24 protein-coding genes are annotated in these 22,071 nt (G+C 67.9%); 13 read left to right on the plus strand and 11 right to left on the minus strand.

Annotation, left to right across the window (positions count from 1 at the left end; genetic code table 11):
• Positions 1-86 precede the first annotated feature (86 nt).
• On the minus strand, positions 87-449 hold the full coding sequence (locus LK539_RS00920; protein ID WP_227799029.1) for a KGG domain-containing protein: 363 nt from the start codon (positions 447-449) through the stop codon (positions 87-89).
• A 266-nt stretch (positions 450-715) separates the two neighbouring features.
• On the opposite strand from LK539_RS00920, the gene LK539_RS24520 reads away from it, so the two are divergent.
• The 5 genes from LK539_RS24520 to LK539_RS00945 all read left to right on the plus strand — a co-directional run bounded on the left by LK539_RS24520 (position 716) and on the right by LK539_RS00945 (position 4,067).
• A complete protein-coding gene (locus tag LK539_RS24520) occupies positions 716-2,266 on the plus strand; it encodes an ATP-binding protein (protein WP_227799030.1) in 1,551 nt (516 codons plus the stop codon).
• The gene (locus LK539_RS00930) at positions 2,263-2,937 is read left to right on the plus strand and encodes a response regulator (protein ID WP_227799031.1); all 675 of its coding nucleotides are present in this window, start codon (positions 2,263-2,265) and stop codon (positions 2,935-2,937) included. The genes LK539_RS24520 and LK539_RS00930 overlap by 4 nt, the downstream gene beginning before the upstream one ends.
• 91 nt (positions 2,938-3,028) lie before the next feature.
• On the plus strand, positions 3,029-3,439 hold the full coding sequence (locus LK539_RS00935; RefSeq protein WP_227799032.1) for a hypothetical protein: 411 nt from the start codon (positions 3,029-3,031) through the stop codon (positions 3,437-3,439).
• 51 nt (positions 3,440-3,490) lie between these two features.
• Entirely contained in the window at positions 3,491-3,883 is a 393-nt protein-coding gene (locus tag LK539_RS00940) for a BlaI/MecI/CopY family transcriptional regulator (protein ID WP_227799033.1), read from the plus strand.
• Between the two features lies 1 nt (position 3,884).
• The gene (locus LK539_RS00945) at positions 3,885-4,067 is read left to right on the plus strand and encodes an oxidoreductase-like domain-containing protein (protein WP_307728959.1); all 183 of its coding nucleotides are present in this window, start codon (positions 3,885-3,887) and stop codon (positions 4,065-4,067) included.
• Here the strand turns inward: LK539_RS00945 and LK539_RS00950 are convergent.
• Complete coding sequence (locus tag LK539_RS00950) at positions 4,064-5,689, minus strand: serine protease (protein ID WP_227799035.1); 1,626 nt, start codon at positions 5,687-5,689, stop codon at positions 4,064-4,066. The two genes, LK539_RS00945 and LK539_RS00950, sit on opposite strands and share 4 nt — an antisense overlap.
• Entirely contained in the window at positions 5,686-6,696 is a 1,011-nt protein-coding gene (locus LK539_RS00955) for a triacylglycerol lipase (protein ID WP_227799036.1), read from the minus strand. Before LK539_RS00955 ends, LK539_RS00950 begins: the two co-directional genes overlap by 4 nt.
• A gap of 296 nt (positions 6,697-6,992) precedes the next feature.
• Here LK539_RS00955 and LK539_RS00960 point away from each other — a divergent pair, with 296 nt between their 5' ends.
• Positions 6,993-7,457: a DUF421 domain-containing protein gene (locus tag LK539_RS00960; RefSeq protein ID WP_227799037.1), complete on the plus strand. Its 465-nt coding sequence runs from the start codon at positions 6,993-6,995 to the stop codon at positions 7,455-7,457.
• Between the two features lie 7 nt (positions 7,458-7,464).
• Here the strand turns inward: LK539_RS00960 and modC are convergent, their stop codons facing one another.
• Genes modC through modA form a run of 3 tightly spaced genes read right to left on the minus strand, consistent with a single transcriptional unit; the run spans position 7,465 to position 9,983 of the window.
• On the minus strand, positions 7,465-8,547 hold the full coding sequence (gene modC / locus LK539_RS00965; RefSeq protein ID WP_227799038.1) for a molybdenum ABC transporter ATP-binding protein: 1,083 nt from the start codon (positions 8,545-8,547) through the stop codon (positions 7,465-7,467).
• On the minus strand, positions 8,544-9,227 hold the full coding sequence (gene modB, locus LK539_RS00970) for a molybdate ABC transporter permease subunit (RefSeq protein WP_227799039.1): 684 nt from the start codon (positions 9,225-9,227) through the stop codon (positions 8,544-8,546). Before modB ends, modC begins: the two co-directional genes overlap by 4 nt.
• A gap of 3 nt (positions 9,228-9,230) precedes the next feature.
• Complete coding sequence (modA, locus tag LK539_RS00975; protein ID WP_227799762.1) at positions 9,231-9,983, minus strand: molybdate ABC transporter substrate-binding protein; 753 nt, start codon at positions 9,981-9,983, stop codon at positions 9,231-9,233.
• Between the two features lie 107 nt (positions 9,984-10,090).
• Between modA and LK539_RS00980 the strand changes: the two genes are divergently transcribed.
• Together LK539_RS00980 and LK539_RS00985 are read left to right on the plus strand one after the other, a co-directional pair.
• Positions 10,091-10,843, plus strand: coding sequence for a TOBE domain-containing protein (locus LK539_RS00980; RefSeq protein ID WP_227799040.1), 753 nt, complete (start codon positions 10,091-10,093; stop codon positions 10,841-10,843).
• Positions 10,844-10,981: 138 nt separating this feature from the next.
• A complete protein-coding gene (locus LK539_RS00985) occupies positions 10,982-11,572 on the plus strand; it encodes a CHRD domain-containing protein (protein WP_227799041.1) in 591 nt (196 codons plus the stop codon).
• Here the strand turns inward: LK539_RS00985 and gluQRS are convergent.
• Entirely contained in the window at positions 11,565-12,476 is a 912-nt protein-coding gene (gene gluQRS, locus LK539_RS00990; protein ID WP_227799042.1) for a tRNA glutamyl-Q(34) synthetase GluQRS, read from the minus strand. The genes LK539_RS00985 and gluQRS overlap by 8 nt on opposite strands.
• 123 nt (positions 12,477-12,599) lie before the next feature.
• The gene (locus LK539_RS00995; protein ID WP_227799043.1) at positions 12,600-13,076 is read right to left on the minus strand and encodes a nuclear transport factor 2 family protein; all 477 of its coding nucleotides are present in this window, start codon (positions 13,074-13,076) and stop codon (positions 12,600-12,602) included.
• Positions 13,077-13,262: 186 nt separating this feature from the next.
• On the opposite strand from LK539_RS00995, the gene LK539_RS01000 reads away from it, so the two are divergent.
• The 5 genes from LK539_RS01000 (at position 13,263) to LK539_RS01020 (ending at position 18,123) form a co-directional block, all read left to right on the plus strand.
• Positions 13,263-13,700: a hypothetical protein gene (locus LK539_RS01000; RefSeq protein WP_227799044.1), complete on the plus strand. Its 438-nt coding sequence runs from the start codon at positions 13,263-13,265 to the stop codon at positions 13,698-13,700.
• 31 nt (positions 13,701-13,731) lie between these two features.
• Positions 13,732-14,445: a response regulator transcription factor gene (locus LK539_RS01005; RefSeq protein WP_227799045.1), complete on the plus strand. Its 714-nt coding sequence runs from the start codon at positions 13,732-13,734 to the stop codon at positions 14,443-14,445.
• A complete protein-coding gene (locus LK539_RS01010; RefSeq protein ID WP_307729074.1) occupies positions 14,408-15,655 on the plus strand; it encodes a HAMP domain-containing sensor histidine kinase in 1,248 nt (415 codons plus the stop codon). The genes LK539_RS01005 and LK539_RS01010 overlap by 38 nt, the downstream gene beginning before the upstream one ends.
• Before the next feature lie 88 nt (positions 15,656-15,743).
• A complete protein-coding gene (locus LK539_RS01015; RefSeq protein WP_227799046.1) occupies positions 15,744-17,381 on the plus strand; it encodes a phosphoethanolamine--lipid A transferase in 1,638 nt (545 codons plus the stop codon).
• Complete coding sequence (locus tag LK539_RS01020; protein WP_227799047.1) at positions 17,362-18,123, plus strand: phosphatase PAP2 family protein; 762 nt, start codon at positions 17,362-17,364, stop codon at positions 18,121-18,123. The genes LK539_RS01015 and LK539_RS01020 overlap by 20 nt, the downstream gene beginning before the upstream one ends.
• Here the strand turns inward: LK539_RS01020 and rnk are convergent.
• From rnk to LK539_RS01035, 3 genes are all read right to left on the minus strand, one after another.
• Positions 18,068-18,475 (minus strand): nucleoside diphosphate kinase regulator, encoded by a 408-nt coding sequence (gene rnk, locus LK539_RS01025; RefSeq protein WP_227799048.1) that lies wholly within the window; start codon positions 18,473-18,475, stop codon positions 18,068-18,070. The two genes, LK539_RS01020 and rnk, sit on opposite strands and share 56 nt — an antisense overlap.
• 297 nt (positions 18,476-18,772) lie before the next feature.
• Entirely contained in the window at positions 18,773-19,714 is a 942-nt protein-coding gene (locus tag LK539_RS01030; RefSeq protein WP_227799049.1) for a hypothetical protein, read from the minus strand.
• Between the two features lie 93 nt (positions 19,715-19,807).
• Entirely contained in the window at positions 19,808-22,066 is a 2,259-nt protein-coding gene (locus tag LK539_RS01035; RefSeq protein WP_227799050.1) for a xanthine dehydrogenase family protein molybdopterin-binding subunit, read from the minus strand.
• Between the last annotated feature and the right edge of the window lie 5 nt (positions 22,067-22,071).

A 22,071-nucleotide genomic window follows, 5' to 3' on the forward strand; every position in this document is an offset into this window, starting at 1 on the left:
AAGGTGCTTGTCGGCTCCGATCTCGGACTCGATGATGATGCCGTCAACTATCACCGCGTGGGCGGAATATCCGCCCACCCTACGGTTCAGCGCTTGTCGTTCTTGTGGCTCTGCGAGCCGGCCTTGGCGTGCTGCTCAGGCGAACCGCCGCGGGTATTGCCGCCGCTGCTTGCCTGATTACCGCCACCACCCTGGCCTCCGCCCTGGCCACCGCTCTGCTGGTTGCCGCCGCCACCGCCGCCATGGCTCAGCGAGCCGGCGCGGCGTGCTTCATCCGAAGTGAACTCATGCGCATTGCCCGATGCGTGTGCGGCACGGCCACCTTCGGATGCGATTTCGCGCTGCCTCTGCGGATCCATCGATGCGAAACCGCGGTTGCTGGTGTCGCCGCTCTGCTGGTTGCCGCCCTGCTTGCCGCCTTTGTTGCCGCCTTGGTTATTCGATGCCATAGTTGCCTCCGTTCATGTTGAAAGACCAGCCGGAAGTGGCTGAGACGGGTTCATCCTAGCCAAGGCGAACCCATCCGACCACGGAGTTTCGGCACACGTTTTGTAGGACCAGGCCTTGCCAGACCTTGCGTCTGCTCCGTCAAACTTGGAGAAATTGACTGTTCAATATTTTCTATTTTGACCATGTTTAGAATAGGATGATCGTGCTATAGCGATTCACGAAACAAGCCTTCCCCTTCCACGTAGTCTTACGCTGACCCGACATTGTGAAATTTTCCATCGGCCACCGCCTGTTTTTCTCGGTCCTCCTCGCCATCCTGGCGGTGGCGGCCAGCGCCGTCTACCTGCTGCGCCAGAACGTGCTGGCGAGCTTCGGCGACTACGCTGTCGGCATCGAGCTCGACCGCCTGGACGAATTATCGGGGGCGCTGGCGGCGCGCTACCAGGCCGGAGGCGGTTGGCAATTCCTGCCGGAGGGCGAGGCGCGGCGCGGCTGGGTCGCCGGCGAACTGCGGCGCCTGCAGGACGAACGCCGGCGCCGCCCGGTCGCCGTGCCGGTGGCGCCTGCAGCGCCGATGGCGCCGCCATTCCCGGCGTCCCCGGCTTCACTGGCTTCACCGGCTTCACCGGCTTCTCCGCCCTCTCCACCCGCGCCTCCCGCCCCTCCGGCGCCACCGCTGCCGCCACCGCGCCTCGACGCCCCGCGCGCCGATGGCATCACCTACGACCTGCCCATGCGCATCACCCTGCTCGACGCCGACGGCGCCTACCTTGCGGGCCGCCTGCCCGCTGCGCTGCCCTTGGCCAGGCGCGCCATCGAGGTCGGCGGGCGCACGGTGGGCTACCTCGGCGTGACGCCCGGCCAGCGGCCGAGCGACGCCATGGCCCTCGCCTTCCTCGAGCAGCTGCGCAGCAGCCTGTGGCTGATCGTGCTGGTGGCGGTGGCCCTGAGCGCGCTTGCCGCGGTGCTGCTGGCGCGGCACTTCCGCCTGCCGATCCGGCAGCTCGCCGGCGGCGCCGCGGCTCTGGCCGGCGGCCGCTACGATGTGCGCCTGCCAGGCACGCGCAGCGACGAACTGGGCGAGCTCGCGCGCCACTTCAATGCGCTCGCCGGGCAGCTGCAAAGCGCGGAAAGCGCACGCCGCCAGTGGGTGGCCGACACCTCGCACGAATTGCGTACGCCCCTGGCCGTGCTGCGCGCCCAGCTCGAGGCGCTGCAGGACGGCGTGCGCAGCGCCACGCCCGAGACCCTGGACGCCATGCTGCGCCAGGTGCTGGCCCTGAACAAGCTGATCGACGAGCTGTATGCGCTGGCGCGCGCCGACGTCGGGGCGCTCGACTGCAAACCGGTGCCGCTCGACCTGTGGGCGTACGCCGGCAGCCAGGCCCAGGGTTTCGCCGGGCGCCTGGAGGCGGCCGGGCTGGCGCTGGAGCTGGGCGCGCCGCCACCGGCGCCGATCGTGCTGGCCGACCCCGACCGCCTGCGCCAGGTGCTCGACAACCTGTTCGAGAACAGCCTGCGCTACACCATGCCGGGCGGGCGCATCCAGCTCCATGCACGCGCCGACGGCAAGCGGCTGCAACTGATCATCGACGACAGCGCGCCCGGCGTGCCGGACGATGCCCTGGCGCGCCTGGCCGAACGCTTCTACCGCGTCGACGCCTCGCGCAGCCGCGCCCATGGTGGGGCCGGCCTCGGTCTCGCGCTGTGCCGCCGCATCCTCGAAGCGCAGGGCGGCAGCCTCGACTTCGCCCATTCGCCGCTGGGCGGACTGCGCGTGATCGTGTCCCTGCCGTGTCCGGGAGACGCCGCATGAGCCAGGCCATCATGATCGTCGAGGACGAACCGGAGCTGGCCGCCCTGGTCGCCGACTACGCGCGCGCGGCCGGCTATGTGCCCGAGGTCTTCGGCGACGGCGCCGTCGCGCTGGAGGCAATCCGCGCCAGGACGCCGGCCCTGGTCGTGCTCGACCTGATGCTCCCTGGCCTGGACGGGCTGTCGCTGTGCCGCGCCCTGCGCGAGGGCGGCAAACCGGGCAGCGAACTGCCGGTGATCATGGTGACGGCCCGGGTCGAGGAAATCGACCGCCTGCTGGGCCTCGAGGCCGGGGCCGACGACTACCTGTGCAAGCCCTTCAGCCCGCGCGAGCTGATGGCGCGCATCAAGGCCATCCTGCGCCGCGCCGGGGGCACGCCGCCCGCGCGCGTGCTGGCGGTCGACGACGCGGCCCGGCGCGTGCTGGTGCACGGCCAGCCGCTCGACCTGACCCCGAGCGAGTTCGCGATCCTGGCCACCCTGGCGCGCCGTCCGGGCCAGGTGTTCTCGCGCGCCCAGCTGCTGGACGCCGCGCGCGCCGACAGCCTGGAGGCCACCGACCGCGCCATCGACAGCCACATCAAGAACCTGCGGCGCAAGATCGACGCCGCCGCGCCCGGGCTGGAGGCCATCCGCTCCATTTATGGGCTCGGCTACCGCTGCGACCTGTAGCCGGGCGGCTCCATCTTTTCTCCACATTCGGCGTGCAGGATGTTGTTCATGGCCCGCCGCACCGGTGCGGGCCGCAGCCAGGGAGACCACCATGAAGAACAAGACCATTGCCATCATCGCCCTGCTGGGCTGCGTTGCCGCCTCGAGCGCCGTGCAGGCCGGCGTGCACGTCCACTACAAGTGCGAATCGACCGTGAAGGGCAAATGCCCGCCGCCCCCCGCTCCGCCTGCACCGCCGGCCCCACCCGCGCCTCCGGTACCACATGCGCTGCCAGACGGCTCGCTGGCACCGCCAGCCCCTCCAGTCCCGCCGGTGCCGCCGGAGCCACCAGCGGTCGAGCTTCCGGAAGTGCCCGCCGCCGCCCACGCGGCCTGCGCCGGCAAGGCCGAAGGCGCCCGCGTCACCCACGTGCTGCGCAAGGGAGAGACCATGAGCGGGGTATGCGAACGCGAAGGCGGCAAGAACGTGTTCCAGCTGCGCGAATACCGCGTCCACGACTGACAACACGCAGGACGGCTCGACTTGGCGGTCTAGGTCATTTATTCTAGATCCATGACGACTCCCGACGTTCCCGCCAAGCCGACCCCGTCCGAACTGGAAATGCTGCGCCTGCTGTGGCAGCTCGGCCCCGCCACCGCGCGCCAGGTGCACGAGGCGGCGGTCGACACGCGGCCCGACATGGCCTATGCCAACGTGCTGCGTCTGCTGCAGGTGATGCATGCCAAAGGCCTGCTCACCCGCGACGAAAGCACCCGCGCCCACGTGTATGCGCCAGCCCAGCCGCAGGACAGCCACCAGTCCAGCCTGATCAAGGACCTCATCCACAAGGCCTTTTCCGGTTCCGGCAAGGAGCTGGTGCTGGCCGCCCTGCGCGGCCATGTCAGCAGGAAGGATCGCGAGGAAATCCAGCGGATCCTGAATGGCGACGGCGAGCGCGGCGACTAGGATGGCCCGCCCACGCCCCGTCCCGCCCGTGCAGCCCGAACTCGAGGACTGCTGCCGCAGCGGTTGTGTGCCCTGCGTGTTCGACCTCTACGAGGAAGCGCTGGCGCGCTACGAACAGGCGCTGGCCGCCTGGGAAGCCGAGCAGGCTGCCCAGGCCGGACCGCATACGCTAGATCCGCACTAGAGCGGCCCGAAGCCTTCGGCAATCGCCTTGAAGGTAATCCCCTCGTTCGCCTGGTAGTTGCCTGTCTCGGGGTGGAAACAGGGCATCACATCCGAGCCGCCATGGTGCAGCGCGATCACCCGCCAGTTCTCATTGAACACCGGACTGCCCGAGCTGCCCGGCTCGGTCGGCGTGCGGTAATGCAGCAGCCGACGCACCTCGTCGTAGGCCAGCAAGGTGCTGTCGTGTAGCGCGATCTGCAGGGCGGCGCCGCTGGGATGGCCGACCACGTAGGCCTTCGAGCGGCCGTTGATCAAGGGCAGTGCGGTGGCGACGCCCAGCCCCTTGGCCTCGGCAGGCAGCCCTTCCAGCTCGGCGATCGTGACATCCAGGTTCTCGCTGAGCGGCCCCGGCATCCCGAGCTCCCCCGGCGGGGAGGTGTAGATTACCCGCTTGATGGGGTAATACACCAGTTTTCCGTCTCCATCTCGCGGCCCGAGTTCAAACGACACCAGCGCGTCATCGCGGGGTAGCGCGCCACTCACCTCTTCGCTCAGCACGTGGGCGTTGGTAACGAACAGCACCGAGGGCTCGCCGGGAGGCGGCGCTGAACGTTGCACCAGGAAACCCGTGCCCATGCGCGCGCCGGTCGTCCTGGACGAAATGCAACCGACCGACTTGCAGGCCTTCAGCAGGGTATGGATGGTGTCGATCGAGAATGCGCCTTGCTGCGAAAACACCCTTTCCAGCTGCTGCGACTTGCGGATATCCTCGGCATCAAGCGCGGTGACCGACAGCGTCGAGAATTTCTGCACGAGCTGGCGCGCCAGGATACGCGCCAGGCGGTCCTGGCATCGCTCGGCATCGTCGAATGGCCGCGCACCCCAGATCTCGCGCAACTGGCGCTCGTAGCTTTCGAGCGCGAAGGGCGTGCACCCGGGCGCATGCATGAATCGGTACAGCCAGAACTCGGCTTCGTCGCAACGGTTCGCCGCCAGGGACAGCTCAGACATGATCGCCAGGTTCCAGAAGCACTGCGATGCGACCGGCCGTACCTGCGATTCCAGCTCCTCCACCAGCTCCTTCAGGTCGACGGTGCGGAATGCCAGGCGTTCGGCCTCGGCCCGCGCCAGCAGGGCCACAGCATTCACGCCGAGCCAGGCACGCCTTCCTTTGTCCTCGCAATAGCCGTTGTAGTAGGACCAGAATGCGGTCTCGAGGGCCTTGTGCTGGCGGGACGCGACGAAGCGCTGCTTGGCGACCCGTCCCTGCAGGCCCCTGGCTTCGCTTAATTCCAGGCCTTCGACCGGCGCCTGCTCGCTGGGCGTGAGCTCGTCAACCAGCTCACGCAGCAAGGAGTCCGCTGCGTCGAGCATGCCCAGGTTGATCTGGGCTTGCGCCAGGTGGCGCCGCACGGTCGGGTCGGTGTTGCCGAGCGCGGTCCAGCCGCTGGCCAGGTTCCGGCACGCTTCGTAGTTGCGGTACTTGTTCAGGGTGCCGCAGGCAGTAGCGACCTGTTCCGCAGTCAGGCCTGGCGCGGTCCTGGCGCGTTCCACCAGGACGGACACGGCTTCGGCGACTTTCCAGGGCTCGGCACAGATGGACTCGCCCCGCAGGATGGCATCCGCGAGCGTGGACATCATTGCACACCCGGTGCGCGATCGAGGGCGGTGGTCAGCTCGGCGCGGAATTTCACACCGGCCAGGTAATGGGTGATCGTATGCCGCCAGCTGCCCCAGTTCGATTCACGGATGTCTTTCACCGACCTGTCCTTGAAGGGCCGGTAATCGTTGGCGAAACGCGGATCGGGACCGCAGATGGGATCGAGGGGATCATAGATATTCACCCAATGGTCCACACGCTCGGGAAAATCGGGGCCGCCGCGTTCCGGCGCCAGTTCCGCCTGGACTTCCCTCACGCCGAGCGGCGAACCGAGCGTGATCAGGGTACTGACCCGTGGACAGGCCTTGACGTTGCGCAGCAGGTCATAGGCCACCATCGTGCCCATGCTGTGCGAGACGATCACGACTTTATCCGCGATGGCCAGGGCGTGATTGACGTCATCGAGCAGGCGCTGGCGCAATGCTTCCCGCACCATGAAGCGTGCGCCATCCGGGCGGACGTATTCTTTATTGAACAGGAAATAGTAGGCCTCCATCGCCGCCTTCTTGATGATCGCCTCACGGATGCGGCGAGGAACGAAGCCGGCCACCTCGTAACCGGTCGGAAGCGCCGCCTCGTCGGGCACCTTATCGTCTTCCAATGCAAGATTGGCCGCCAGCTTGGATTCCAGCATCTCCAGGAAATAGGCCTCGCGCGGGGTAACGGGAATCGGCGGCTCGCGGCCGGACTCGACCTCGGTCAAGCCCTGCGAATTCAATTCCAGGCCAGCCTGCTTCACCGGATTCTGCTCGAAGTAGGACTGGAGATCTCTCTCGTAGTCTTTGCCATAGAAGACGTCCGCGTAGTAGGACATGATCGTGGGGGCGTCTTCCGTATCCAGGTTCATGCCCTTGTTCGATTCGCCGAAGACGTTGGGCATGGGGTTGTCCCGGAGCAGGGCCCAGTGCCAGATCTTGAGAAGTTCATCCTTCTCCGGCTTCTTGGCCAAACCATGGATGAACACGACTGCAGCGCGACTCTTGGCCATCACATCCCCCTGTTGGCATATGAATATTTACACGCTTTCGATAGCATTATTGCAGCAACGCAGTCCGACAAAAAGTTATTCTTTCTACCACTTCGGAGAGAGCCGGAGGCGCGACGGGGCGGGCATCCTGGCGCAAGGAATGGCAGAGATACGCCCGGTTTGACACCGGTGTTGTTGGTAGAGTTCGAATCCGATGTGGTGTCTGAACCGCCTCCCACCACCCTACCGCACGCTTGAGTCCAGAACATTAGCATTTTGATTACAATGGGACTCATCGGTATCAGTACGGAGGGGATATGTTTGACATGGATCTTCCCTGGTGGGAATTCATCGTACGCGGGCTAGCCGTGTACCTGCTCCTGCTGGTCATGGTGCGCCTGTCCGGGCGCCGCACCGTGGGCCAGTTCACGCCTTTCGACCTGCTGGTCGTCATGCTGCTGTCGGAAGCGGTATCCAACTCGCTCAACGGCGGCGACGATTCGCTGGTCGGCGGCCTGATCGCCGCGGCAACGCTGGTGGCCATCAATTCCCTCGTCGCCCTGCTCACCTCGCGCAACGCCAGCATCGAAAAACTGGTCGACGGCAGCGCCGTGCTGATCGGCCGCGACGGCGTCTTCTTCGACAAGGTGGTCCGCAACTGCCGTCTGTCGGAATCGGACATCGAGGAAGCCCTGCGCGAGCACGACTGCCCGCGCCCGGAAATGAAATGCGCCTTCCTGGAAGCGGACGGCGAGATCACCATCCTGCGCAATCCCCACTAGGCGCGCCTCAAGCCAGCAGCGCCGCCGATTTCACCTGCACCCAGGCCGGGCTGCCCGCCGCCAGGCCGAGCTCGAACAGCGCCCGGCGCGTGACGCGGGCCAGCAGCGCGGTCTGCCCGCAGCGCACCCGCACCAGGACCTGCGATGGATGGCTGTCCGGCGCGATCGATTCGACGACACAGGGGAAGTGGTTCTGGATGCTGGTGTCCCGCGGCTCGCGCGTGGCCAGGCTGACGTCGCGCGCCATGATCCTCAGGCGCACCTGCTGCCCGAGCGGGATGCCGCCGTCGCGCAGCCAGAACGATCCACGCTCGACATCGATGCGCGCCAGCTGCCACTGCGCACTGCGTTCGGCGACCACGCCGTGCACCAGCGCGCCCGCCTCCTCTCCCACGAGCGCGGGGACATCGATGGCAGACAGCACGTCTTCCACCGGACCGTCGGCCTTGACCCGGCCACCTTCCAGCACCACCACGTAATCGGCCAGGCGCGCCAGCTCGTCGACCGAATGGGTCACGTACAGCATCGGGATCTTCAGTTCCGCATGCATCTTCTCGAGCCAGGGCAGGATCTCGTGGCGGCGCGCGGCGTCCAGGGAGGCCAGCGGTTCGTCCAGCAGCAGCAGGCGTGGCGTGGCGGCCAGGGCGCGCGCGATCGCCACCCGCTGGCGCTCGCCGCCGGAGAGCTGGCCCACGCGGCGCCGTAGCAGGTGCCCGATCCCGAGCAGCTCGACGGCCTCCCCGAGTGCCGCAGCGGCGCCCGGCGCGCGGCTGCGCTTGCGGCCGTAGTCGAGGTTGCCCTGCACGTCAAGGTGGTCGAACAGGCTCGCTTCCTGGAACACGTAGCCGAGCGCACGCCGGTGGGTCGGCAGGAACACGCCGGTATCGTCGTCCTGCCAGGTCTCTCCACCCACGACGATGCGCGCGCGCCCACCTGCCTCCAGGCCGGCAACGCCGCGCAGCACGCTGGTCTTGCCGGAACCGGAGCGGCCGAACAGCACGGTGATACCGCTGCCAGGCAGGCGCAGGTCGACGTCGAGCCTGAAGTCGGCGCGCGGCAGCGCCAGCCGGACCTGGAAATCCCGGGTCATGGCAGCACCCGCGCGGGGCTGCGGCGCAGCGTCCCCAGGACCAGCAGCACCACGAAGCTGAACAGCAGCATGCCGCCCGCCAGCCAATGGGCCGACGCGTATTCCATCGCCTCGACGTAGCCATAGATCTGGGTCGACACGACGCGGGTGCTGCCGGGGATGTTCCCGCCGATCATGAGCACCACGCCGAACTCGCCGACCGTGTGGGCGAAGCTCAGGACCGCGGCAGTCAGGATACCGCTGCGGGCCTGCGGCAGCGCGACGCTAAAAAAGGCGTCAAGCGGCGAGGCGCCAAGCGTGGCCGCCACTTCCATCGGGCGCCTGCCCATCGCCTCGAAGGCGTGCTGCATGGGCTGCACGGCAAAGGGCAGCGAGTACACGATCGATCCGACCAGCAGGCCGGTGAAGGTGAAGGACAGCACGCCCAGGCCGAGGGCCTGGGTCAGGCGGCCGAGCGGCCCGTCGGGACCGAGGGCGAGCAGCAGGTAGAAGCCGAGCACGGAGGGCGGCAGCACCAGCGGCATCGTCACCAGGGCCGACACCGGCGCCCGCCAGCGCGAGCGCGTGCGCGCCAGCCACCAGGCCAGGGGGGTGGCGACCAGGAGCAGCAGCACGGTGGTCGCGCTGGCCAGCTCGAAGGTGAGCCGGATGGCCTGCCAGGCTTCCTTCTCGATCGGCATCGTTCAGCGCACCGGCGGGAGATCGTAAGCATAGGACCGGATCAGCGCCCTCGCCTTGTCGCCCTTCAGGTACTGCACCAGGGCGCTCGCCGCCGCGCTGTTCCTGCCCTTGTCCAGCAGGATGGCATCCTGGCGGATCGGCGCGTGCATTGCGGCCGGCACGACCCAGGCCGAGCCTTCCTTCAGCTTGCCGTCGGCGTAGACCTGGGACATGGCGACAAAGCCCAGCTGGGCATTGCCGGTAGCGGCGAACTGGTAGGCCTGGGCGATGTTCTCGCCCTGCACCAGCCTTGGGCGCAGGGCGTCGAGCAGGCCAAGCCGGCCAAGCAGCTCGTAGGCCGCGGCGCCATAAGGAGCCAGCTTCGGATCGGCGACCGCCAGACGTTCGAACCTGCCGGTCCTGAGCACCGCGCCCTGGGCATCGACGACACCCGCCTGGCGGCTCCACAGCACCAGCCTGCCGATGGCATAGGTGAAGCGTCCCGTGCCCCGGCCTTCGCGCTCCAGCCGCGCCGGGGTTTCGTCATCGGCGGCCAGCAGCACGTCGAACGGCGCGCCATGTTTCACCTGAGCGTAGAACTTGCCGGTCGAGCCGGCCGACACCACCGCCTTGTGTCCGGTCTCGGCTTCGAACATGGAGGCGAGCTTCTGCATCGGCGCCGCAAAGTTGGCGGCCACCGCCACCTGGACTTCGCCGGCCTGCGCGCCCAGGGGCAGCGCAATGGCTGCCAGCAGCAGGCCGATGCATCGTTTCATGTTCATTCGCTATTCCTTGTTTGAATAGCGAAACTGTAGCACAAACCGCCCTCCGCTATTCATCCGGAGAATAGCGCCGGGATCGGCGTCCTGCTACCATAGGAGGCATGAACAAGCGAACCCTCCCCCTGGACGAGGTCCTGGGCTTCCAGGCCGGCGACAAGCGCATCGATATCCTGCGCCGGGTCGGCCAGGCCGGTTCCATCTCCGAAGCCGCGCGCGCTGCCGGCGTGAGCTACAAGGCGGCCTGGCAGGCACTGGAAACCCTGGCCAACCTGGCCGGCACGGCGCTGGTGGAAAAGGCGGTCGGCGGCAGCGGCGGCGGCGGCGCCACCCTCACGCCGGCAGGCGAGCGCGTGCTGGAAGCGGCCGACGAGATGGCGCGCGCACGCCAGCACATCCTCGCGCGCTTCGCGCTGGGCGACGCCAGCGGCCGCGCCGCGTTTGCGCTGCGCACCAGCATGCGCAACCAGTTTCCGTGCACGGTGGGATCGATCGCGTCGCGCGCGGGACAGGTACGGGTGCAGCTGTTGCTGGCGGGCGGCAGCGTCCTGCATTCCCGCATCACCCGCGAAAGCGCTCAGCTGCTGGACCTGCAGCGCGGCATGGAGGTGCTGGCCTTGTGCAAGGCGACGGCGGTCCAGGTGGCCGGCCACATCGATGCATCGACGCAGGAGAATGTCCTGGCAGGCGAGATCGTCCGTGCCAGCCGCGCCGCCAGTGGCGGAGAAGCGACACTGCGCCTGCCTGGCGGGGTGCAACTGGTCGGGTTCAGCGGCCCGCACGCAGCCTTGCGGGCCGGTTCGCCGGCGATGGCAGCCATCGACGAAGCCAGTATAGTCATCGGCATGCCGCACTGATCTTTTTCTTACGCACTTATTCCTGAGGCACTTTTATTACCCGTACGGTGTGGACCGTGCGGAATCTGTTGCGCTACTTTTTTCTGCAGCACACCCGCCGGGTGTGTCCCGGGATCTTTCCTGATCAGGAGGACTGCCATGAAAAAAGTACTGACGGCGCTTGCGCTGGCCGCTTCCACGGCGGCGCTCGCACCTGCGGCCCAGGGCGCCGACATCTACCGTGCCGTGTCAAGCGGCCCGGCCGAGTCGCCGCCCAACGGCTCGCCAGGCTCGAGCGTCGCGACCTTCGAGATCGACGGTTCGCTGCTGCGGGCCGAGGTTCCCTTCCGCGACCTGCTTGCCGGAACCACCGTGGCCCACATCCACTGCTGCACGCTCGAGGCCTTCACCGGCGTCGCGCCACCAGCCGTCACGCTGCTGGACTTCCCGATGATGGTCACCGCCGGCGACTATTCGCACACCTTCGAGCTCGGCGATCCCGCGGTCTACGAACCGGCCTTCCTGGCGTCGTTCGGCGGCACCCCGACAGCGGCCAGCGCGGCGCTGCTCGATGCCATGAACGGGAACCAGGCTTACCTCAACATCCACACGACCCAGTACCCGAACGGCGAAATCCGCGGCTTCGTCGTGGCTGCGCCGATTCCGGAACCGGCCACGTGGGGGATGCTCGGGGCCGGCCTGCTGGGACTGGCGGTGATGTCGCGCCGCCGGCCCAGCGAGGTCAGGTGAGCGCCGCGCCTTCGCGCCCGGCCAGCAGCTGGCTCCAGGCCGGTATCGCCGTACGCCAGAAGGCGTCCAGCGATGCCGGCTTTTCCAATGGCAGGCCGAGGAAGCGTGCGGCCTGCAGCAAGGCGTCCAGCGCCGCCGCTTCGTCCCCCGGCGCCACGGCCAGCGCGCCGGTCTGCTTCGACAGCTTTTCGCCGTTCTCGTTGCGCACCACCGGCACGTGCAGGTAGCGCGGCGTCGGCACTCCGAGCACGCGCTGCAGGAAGATCTGGCGCGGCGTGGAGTCGAGCAGGTCGGCCCCGCGCACGACGTCGGTGACGCCCTGCTCGGCGTCGTCCACTACCACCGCCAGCTGGTAGGCCCAGAAACCGTCGGCGCGCTTCAGGACGAAGTCGCCCGACTCGCCGTGCAGGCGCTGCGTGATCTCGCCGGCGAATCGGTCGGTAAAGCCAATCACGTCGTAGCCTGGCTCGGGCACGCGCAGGCGCAGGCTGCGCATGCTGCGGCCCTCCTGCAGGCCGAAACGGCAGGTGCCGGGGTAGATCGCGGCGCCGTCCGGCGCGACACCCAGGCGCGAATCGGCGATCTCGCGCCGGTTGCAGCCACAGGGATAGGTATGGGCCGCGATGGTGTCGGCGGCGGCCTGGTACAGGTGCTTGCGCCGGCTCTGCCAGACGATCTCGCCATCGGCATGCATGCCGAGCTGGGCCAGCAGCGCCAGGATGCCTTCGGCCGCACCTAGCACGCTGCGGCCCTCGTCGATGTCTTCGATGCGCACCAGCCAGGTCCCGTGGTGGGCGCGCGCGTCGAGGTAGCTGGCCAGGGCGGCCACCAGCGAGCCAGCGTGCAGCGGGCCGGTGGGCGACGGGGCGAAGCGGCCGATGTAGGGGGAATCTAGGAGCGACATCTGACAATGATAACCGTAGGGTGGGCGGGTTTCCCGCCCACGCGGTGATAGTTAAAGGCAAGATCATCCGGCACGATAGCGGAGCCGCTGGTTATCACCGCGTGGGCGGTGAATCCGCCCACCCTACTTCCCTTCGGCAATCAGCTTGGTGACCTTGCCCGCCACCTCGTTCGGCACCGCCATCGACAGCTGGTAGTGCACGATCTCGAGGCCCTTCGCGGTCTTGCGGATCACCCCGCTCGCCATGCACGGCCCCATGTTCGGGGTGTCGAGCAGTTCGTCGAACCAGATCACCGACTTGTCGGGCGAGGCGTACACGTTGCGGCGCGTGGCCTTGAAGCTCCAGGCCGACTTGCGTTCGAAAAACTTCCTGGCCCAGGCCTTGAACTCGTCGCGCCGCCACAGCTCGGTACGGTCGGTGCCAATGTAGACGCCGTCCTCGGCCATCTTGTCGAAATAGGCCATGCGCGCGTGCGCCGCGTCGTCGTGCCATTCGTCGACAAAGGCATTGACCTGTTTCGTCAGAACAGCATCGGTGGCGGCATGGGCAGTGGCGGACAGGCTCAGGGCCAGGCAGGCGGCGGCAAGGATTCGTTTCATGGTCTCTTTCGGTAACGTTGTCATCAAACCGTCAAACGTCCCCACGATAATGCAAAGCAGACACTTTGCCAACGCTGCCACCCCTGTTCCGTTAGATCGTCCTTAACGCGTTCTTAACAGCCGCCGCTCTACCCTTCCTCTGGAAGACATGTGGTTCGTTCAACAACTTTTGCGAGGCGCCGAGCAGTGAACCAGCCCCTGCACGTCCATTCCGATGCCCTGTCGCTCCAGCAGCTGATGGTGCTGGAAGGCATCGCGTGCCGGCTCGCGCGCAAATACCCGCCCGATTGGCTCGAGCGCCAGGGACGCCCGCTCTACCTCGCTACCGTGGCGACCTCTTTCCTGACAGCGGTTGTGCTGGGCCTGGCCTGGGGGCCATGGTGGGGCTTCCTCGTTCCGCTGTGCATGCCCACCTGCGTGCTGGTGCTGCTGCCGCGGCTGCTGTTCGGCCGCGTCACGGGCCGGCCGCGCTGGGCCCATCCGTTTGCGCGACTCGACTGGCAGGATGCCGAACTGCTGCGGCGGGTGCTTGCATCCAGTGAATACCGGCCGACGGTGAGCGGCGAAGAGTTTTTCGCCATCTGGTGCCGCGCCTACCGTGGCCTCAGCTATCGCCATGGCTGAAGCCGGCGTGCAAGTGCACTAGAATAGGCGGATGCGCATCCTCATCGTCGAAGACCACCCGGACATCCTCGCCAACCTCTACGGTTTCCTGGAACCGAAGGGCCACCAGCTCGATTCCGCCCGCAACGGCTATGGCGGGCTGGCGCTGGCCTCGGAAAACGATTACGACGTGATCGTCCTCGACGTCATGCTGCCCGGCCTGAACGGACTCGAACTGTGCCAGAAGCTGCGCACCGAGCTCGGCAAATCGACCCCGGTGCTGATGCTCACCGCCCGCGACAGCCTGCCCGACAAGGTGGCCGGCTTCGACAGCGGCGCCGACGACTACCTGGTCAAGCCCTTCTCGCTGGTGGAGCTGGAAGTGCGCCTGAAGGCGCTGGTGCGGCGCGCTGCGTCTACCCATGCCGTCCACAGCACCCTGCGCTTCGGCGAGCTCTGCTACGACCCCGACATGCAGGAAGCCTCGCGCGCCGGCGTGCCGGTGCAGCTCACCAAGACCGGCTATGTGCTGCTGCGCTGCCTGCTGGCGGCAGCGCCGCGCATCGTCACGCGCGAAACCCTCGAGCAGGCCGTCTGGGGCGAGGATCGCCCCGACAGCGACGCCCTGCGCACCCACATCCACGCGCTGCGCCAGGCCATCGACAAGCCTTTCGCCGTGCCGATGCTGCAGACCGTGGCCGGCGTCGGCTACAAGCTGGTCCAGCCGGATGCCAAGCCTCACGCACAGCGCGATGCGGCCGGCTGACTCCCTGAAACGGCGCATCGTCGTCGCCTTTGTCCTGTTCGGCCTCGGCGCCTCCGGCTTCTTCGCCCTCATCGCGGCGCTGGCGGTGGAAGGCATCGAAGTGCAGCTGGTCGACAAGCGCCTCGAGGCCGCCGTGGCCTGGGCCGCGCCGCGCCAGGCGGCGGGACTCGACGTCGACATGCCCGCCGGCCTGCGCTTCCAGCGCAACGAAGCGATCCCGGCCACGCTGCGCGGCCTGGCCGATGGCGTGCACAAGGTCGACGTCGGCACCACGCGCCTGCATGTGCTGGCCGGCCACGACGCGGGCGGCAACTGGGTACTGGTCGACCACGAGAGCGACTACGACAAGATCGAGCTGGTGGTGTATTCGATGTTCGCCACCGTATTTGCCGGCTTCGTGCTGCTGGCGCTGCTGCTGGGCGGTTTCCTGGGCACGCGCGTGGTCACGCCGATCAGCGAACTGGCGCAGGCGGTCGGCAACGACGCGGTGCCCGCCGCTCTCACCGGCCGCAAGGACGAACTGGGCGTGCTGGCGCGCGCGCTGGAAGCCCATACCAGCGAGCTGCGCGCCTTCCTCGACCGCGAGCGTTACTTCACGGGCGACGTCAGCCACGAGCTGCGCAGCCCGCTCACCGTGATCATGGGCGCCGCCGAGATCCTGATGCAGGAATCCTCGCCCGCCGTGCGTGCGCCCGCCGAGCGCATCTACCGCGCAGCGCGCGAAGCGGCCGAATGCGTCACCGTGCTCCTGCTGCTGGCGCGCGCGCCGCAGCTCGGCACGCTGGCGCCGGTGGCGCTCGAGCAGATCGCCGAAGACGAAGTCGACAAGTACCGCGCCCTGGTGGCCGGCAAGCCGCTTAGCCTGCGCTTCGTCGACGGTCCGGCGCTGGCGGTGCGCGCCCCGCGCGAACTGTGCGCGGCCGCCATCGGCAACCTGGTGCGCAATGCCTGCCAGTACACCGACCGCGGCGAAGTGGTGGTGCGCCTGCTGCCGGGCCAGGTGGTGGTGGAGGACACCGGGCCGGGCCTGCCGCCGGCTGTCGTCGCCACGCTCGGCAGCGGCGCCGGCGTGCCGTCCAGCGGCTCGGGCGGCACCGGGCTTGGTCTCGCGCTGGCGCGCCGCATCTGCGATTTCCTGGGCGCCGGCTTTGCCTACCAGGCGCGCCCGGAAGGCGGCAGCCGCTTCACGATCACGTTCACACCGGCTTAACGGCCTGCTGACGAGCTGCTGACGCGCTGCTGCGTATCCTGCACGGGTATCGCAGCCAGTCCGGCTGCGCGCTCCAGAAGTGATACCTGTGCAAAACATCCTGTCCCGGCGCATCAGCGCCAACCTGCTCGTCTTTTCCGTCGCCCTGCTGCTTGCCACCATCGGCAACTTCAATTTCTGGTCCGATTTCGTCCACGCGGTCGGCGGCTTTTCGCTCGCCCGGCTGCCGCTGCTCGCGGGCAGCTTCGCCATTGTCGTGCTGTTGTTCTACGCACTCTTAATGCCCTTCAGCTTCCGCTTCGTCGTCAAGCCGGCCCTGATCGTTTTCCTGCTGACTGCGTCGGCCTCGGCCTGGTTCATCAACGAATACGGCGTCGTGATCGACAAGGCGATCATCCAGAGCATGTTTGAAACCGACACGCGTGAGGCCGCGGAGCTGCTGAACTGGCGCATGCTGCTGTTCGTCGCCCTGACCGGGGGCCTGCCCTCGCTGCTGGTGGCGCGTGCGCAGCTGCGCTTCCCGCAAGGCGCGCGCGGCCTGGCCCAGCGCGCCGGCACCGTCGCCGCTGCGTTGGCGCTGGCCACCGTGCTGCTGGTATTACTGTTCAAGACCCTGGCGCCCACGGTGCGCGAGCACCGCGAGCTGCGCTACCTGCTCACGCCGACCAATGCGGTGCAGGCGCTCAACGGCTACCTGCACAACCGCTGGAGTACGCCGGTACCACTGCAGAGCATCGGCCGCGACGCCGTCAAGGGCAGCCGCTGGGCCGGACAGACAAAGCGCACCGTCACCGTGATCGTGGTCGGCGAGACGGCGCGCGCCGCCAACTTCTCGCTCAACGGCTATGCGCGCGACACCAATCCGCGCCTGGCGCGCGAACAAGGCCTGATCAACTTTGCACGGGTCCAGTCCTGCGGCACAGCCACCGCGGTCTCGGTACCCTGCGTGTTCTCGGGGATGACGCGCGAGCGCTACGACGACACCCGGGCCAAGCACCAGGAGGGCCTGCTCGACGTGCTGAAGCACGCAGGCCTGCGCGTCCTCTGGCGCGACAACAACTCCGGCTGCAAGGGTGTGTGCGACCGCGTCGAATTCGTCGATGTATCCAGCCCGGGCGCCGGCAGCCGCCACTGCAGCGGCGACGAGTGCTACGACGAAGACCTGCTCGAGGGCCTGCCCGAGCTGATCCGGCAATCGAAGCAGGACATGGTCATTGTGCTGCACCAGAAAGGCAGCCATGGTCCGGCCTACGCGCACCGCTACCCGGCCGGCTTCGGCCGCTTCGGGCCGGTGTGCAACAGCAGCGAATTCGAAACCTGCACCCGCGAGTCGATCGTCGCCGCCTACGACAACACCATCCTGTACACCGACACCTTCCTGGCCGAGACCATAGACCTGCTGCGCAAGGCCGCCGGTGATTCCGACGTCGACACCTCGATGCTGTACTTCTCGGACCACGGCGAGTCCCTGGGCGAAAACAATATGTACCTGCACGGCGCACCGTACCTGTTTGCTCCCAGCGAGCAGACCCACGTGCCGATGATGCTGTGGATGTCGGATGGCTTCAGCCAGCGCTTCCGCATCGACCGCGCCTGCCTGCAGGCGCGCCGCGACCAGCCGCTCTCGCACGACAACGTGTTTCACTCCGTGCTCGGCATGCTGAATGTCGAAACCGCCGTCCTGAATCCGAAACTCGACCTGTTCCATGCCTGTGTCCGCAACTGAGGCACAGGACAGGCTGCTGGGTAGGACGACGGCGATCCGGCTCGGCGCCCTGCTGGCGCTGGCCGCGCTGCTGATTCTTGCGCTGGGCGCCTGGACCGACGCCGACCTGTGGCTGGCCGACGCGCAGTACGACCGGGTGACGGCAGGCTTTCCATGGCGCGAAGCCTGGCTGACGGCGACCTTCAGTCACCGCATCGCCAAGACTGCGCTGAGCGTGTGCGCCGGCGTGATCATCGCGCTCGCCATCGGCGACACGATCTGGCCGCAGCGGGCCTTCGACCGGCCGCTGGCGCGCCTGCGGCTGCGCGTGGTCGCCTGGTCCGCCGTCCTGGTGCCGCTGGTCGTCAGCCTGCTCAAGCAGTCGAGCAATGCGCACTGCCCCTGGGACCTGGCGCGCTACGGCGGCGCGCAGCCGTATGTGCGCCTGTTCGAGGCGCTGCCCGCCGGCGTGCTGCCGGGCCACTGCCTTCCCGCGGGCCATGCGTCGAGCGCCCTGTGGCTGGTGTCGCTGGTGGTCTTCTGGCTGCCGGGCCCCGCGCGCCGGGCGTGGCGGGGCCTGGCCCTGTGCCTGGCGCCCGGGCTGGCGCTGGGATGGATGCAGCAGATGCGCGGCGCGCACTTCCTGACCCATACCCTGTGGTCGGCCTGGATCGCCTGCGCCATCGTGCTGGCGCTGGTGGTGATGCTCAGCGGTGATACTGGCCGTCGCGTTCCGGCTGGTATTCGATACCGCGGACGCTGACGTCGAACATGGCTCCGTCCGGACGCTGCCAGCGGATGCTGTCGCCCACCTTCAGGCCCAGCAGCGCGGTGCCGACCGGCGTCAGGATCGAGAGCTGCTCGGGGTTGCCGTTCATGTCCTTGGGGTAGGTCAGCGTCATCGTCACTTCGTCGTCGGCGCCGTCGAAGGCAAAGCGCACGCGCGAATTCATGGTGACGACGTCGGCCGGCATTTCCCAGGGTTCAGCCAGGCCGGCGCGGCCCAGTTCATCGAGCAGCGCGTCGCGCGCGCCGGCCTGGGCGGCCGGCAAGGCGTCGAGCATGCGGTCGAGGCGGTCCATGTCCAGCCATGAGACGAGGATGGAAGGTTTCATTGTTCACTCCTGATGGTGCCCCTGATGAAGGGCGATTGAATCGTCGCGGCCACGGGGCGGCCGCAGGTATCGGGAAGGGTCAGGCTCGGGAGGACGGAAAAACGCTGGCAGTGGTCCTCACCGAGCCTGGACGAGCCAGGCGAGGTTACGGGACGACTGTTGCACCGCTCGCGCAACGGCGGCGCAGTCACGCTCGACGGACGCGGCAAAGCCCCTGCCCTGCTGGCAAGGGGCCTTACGCGGCGACATGAAGCGTGGTGGGTTCATGGGGCCAGTATAGCCCCTGTGACGAATCCGTCAACGGGATAGTCGCCAGGCCAGCGGCGCGCAGGCGGCGAAGGGCACCAGGAAGGGATACATTCCCCACACCGCACGCCCGTCGACGCGCACGCACAGCGCCGCGTACAGCGGCGGCAGCGCCATCAGCGCGAGCAGGCCGGCGATCGGCCGCAGCACGGGCGGCGCCACGCGCCAGCCGCGCAGCGCCAGCGGCACCACGACGATGGCGCTGCCGACGATGGTGGCCAGCGAACGCCAGTCGCCCAGCGCGTGCGCTACCTGTTCCCAGCGCGGCGTCCAGGTGTAGGACGGCAGGCCGGTGACGAGCCACCAGCGCACCGCCACGATCCAGGCGCCCGCCGCGGCGAGCACCGCCAGGCCGGGGAGGAAGGCGATGCGGCGCATCGCGACCAGCCACACCAGCAGCGGGATGTTCTCTTCGCGCACGGCGGTGCCCAGCAGGCCCGCGCCGGCGGCCAGCCAGGGCTGGCCAGAGACCACCGCCAGCACGAAGGCGGCGCGCGCACAGACCGAGCCCGGATCCACCACCAGGTAGGGCGCGAACCAGAAGGTCGGCGCCGAGACGATCATCATGAGCCCGGCGGCGACCGCGCGGCCCTGGCCGAGGCCCGCACGCAGCACGCAGGCGGACATCAGGCAGGCCCCGAGCGTCACCAGCACCCAGTTCAGCATCGCGAAGCCGTTGCGCAGGTCGCCGGGAATAACGGAGGCCACTGCCGGCACCAGGATGCGGTAAGGGAAAGGCGCGACCAGGCTACTGGCCGGAATCTCGCCGCGCAGCCAGCGCGCGGTGTCGTAATAGGCCTGGGAATCGGCGACGGTGCCGCCCCAGCGCCAGACCATCACCAGGCAGGCCAGCAGCGCAAAGCCGGCGGCAAGCTGGAACCAGTCGAGGCGGCGAACGGAATCGGGAGTGGCGGCAGTGAGGGCTTGCTTCATGCATGGAGCGCGTGACATCGAAGCGCGAGAGGATAGCAGAAGCACAAGCGGAGAATGTCGCGCATTGTCACCGGGGTGACAATGCGCGCAGCATCACACGGACAGGGGCATCTTCGTGATCAGCTTGTCGAGCGTGATCGGATACTCGCGCACCCGCACGGCGGTCGCGTTGTACACCGCGTTGGCGATCGCTGCCGCCACGCCGCAGATGCCCAGCTCCGCGATGCCCTTGGCCTTCATCGGCGAAGACATCGGGTCGGTCTCGTCGAGGAAGATGACTTCCTGGTGCGGAATGTCGGCATGCACCGGCACCTCATAGGTCGCGAGGTCGTGGTTGACGAAGTAGCCGAGCCGCTTGTCGACGGCCAGCTCTTCCATCAGCGCCGCGCCCGCCCCCATCGTCATCGCGCCGATCACCTGGCTGCGCGCCGTCTTCGGGTTCAGGATGCGCCCTGCCGCGCACACCGCCAGCATGCGGCGGATGCGCACTTCGCAGGTCACCGCGTCCACGCCGACTTCCACGAAGTGGGCGCCGAAGGTCGACTGCTGGAAGCGCGTGTTGATGTCGCCGTATTCGATCATGTCCTCGGCCACAAGCTCGCGCTCGCCGACCGCCTGCGCCAGCGGCAGGCTGCGCTCGCCCGCGCGGATCAGGCCATCGGCGAAGATGGCGCGCTCCGGCTCGAAGCCGGCCTGGCGCGCCACCATCTCGCGCAGCTTGACGCAGGCGGCGTACACGCCCGCGCACGAGTTGTTGCCGCCCCACTGGCCACCCGAGCCGCAGGATGCCGGGAAGCTCGAGTCGCCCAGGCGCACCCGCACCCGCTCCAGCGGTACGCCCATCATCTCGCTCGCGGTCTGGGCGATGATGGTGTAGCTGCCGGTGCCGATGTCGGTCATGTCGGTTTCCACCGTCAGGATGCCGCGCCGGTCGAGGCGCACGCGCGCCGCCGACTTGGTGAGCAGGTTGTCGCGGAAGGCCGAGGCCATACCCATGCCGACCAGCCACCGGCCGTCCCGGACCGAACCCGGCTTTGCCTGCCGACGATCCCAGCCGAAGCGTTGGGCCCCGGTCTGCAGGCACTGGATGAACTGGCGCTTGGAGAACGGCGGATGCGGATTGTGCTTTTCCTTCTCCGGCTTCTTCGACTGCGGGTCGTTGGACGTGGGCTTCTCGGGATTGTCCGGCACCACCTGGGTGTCGTTCACGATGCGGAACTGTACCGGGTCCATGCCGAGTTTTTCCGCCATCTCGTCCATCGCGATTTCCAGCGCCGCCAGGCCTGGCGCCTCGCCCGGCGCACGCATCGCGTTCGACTCGGGCAGGTCCATGAAGGCCACGCGGTTGGCGGTCATGCGGTTTTCGCCCGCATACAGGGAGCGGGTCTGGGTTGCGGCATTTTCCGGCGAGCCGTCCTTCAGGTTGCCGGACCAGCTTTCGTGGGCGATCGCCGTGATCTTGCCCTCGCGGGTGGCGCCGATGCGAATGCGCTGCAAGGTCGCCGAGCGGTGCGTGGTGTTGTTCGGGATCAGCGCGCGCTGCAGGGGCACCCGCACCGGCCGCCGCGCCGCTTTCGCGCCCAGCGCCGCCAGCACCACGTCGGCGCGCAGGAACAGCTTGGAGCCGAAGCCGCCGCCGATGTAGGGCGACAGCACGCGCACCTTGTCCTTCGGCAGCCCCAGGGTCTTGGCCAGGTCGCCCTTGGCCCAGGCGATCATCTGGTTCGAGGTCCACACGGTGAGCTGGTCGCCGTCCCAGGCCGCCACGCTCGCATGCGGCTCCATCATCATGTGCGATTCGTGCGCCGTGTGGTATTCGGCATCCAGCTTGACGGGGCTGGAGGCGAAGGCACCGGTGAAGTTGCCGACCTTGGTCTCGGCCGCTTCCTTCTTCGGGGCGATGGCCTTGTTCTGCACCGCCTTCAGGTCAAAGTCGCCCTTGTCGCGTTCGTACTTGATGCGCACCAGCGAGGCGGCGTCGCGCGCCTGCTCGAAGGTCTCGGCGACCACCAGCGCCACCGCCTGGTGGTAGTGCTCGACGCGCGGCCCGCCCAGCAGCATGGCGGTGTTGAAGTTGCCCTTGGTGAGCTTGCCCGCGTTCTGCGCGGTGACGATCGCGATCACGCCCGGCGCGGCCTTGGCCGCCGCCAGGTCCATCGACACGATGCGGCCGGTCGGGATGGCCGAGCCGATCACATAGCCATGCGCCTGGTTCGGCATCACGTCGTGGCGGTCCATCGCATAGGGCGCAGTGCCGGTGGTCTTGAGGGGACCGTCGACGCGGTCGATCGGCTGGCCCACGACCTTGAGCTGGTCGATCGGGTTGGTAGTGGCTGGTTCGTTGAATTTCATGGCTG

Source organism: Massilia sp. IC2-476, from assembly GCF_020707295.1.
In the GTDB taxonomy this organism is placed as follows: Bacteria; Pseudomonadota; Gammaproteobacteria; order Burkholderiales; family Burkholderiaceae_D; genus Telluria.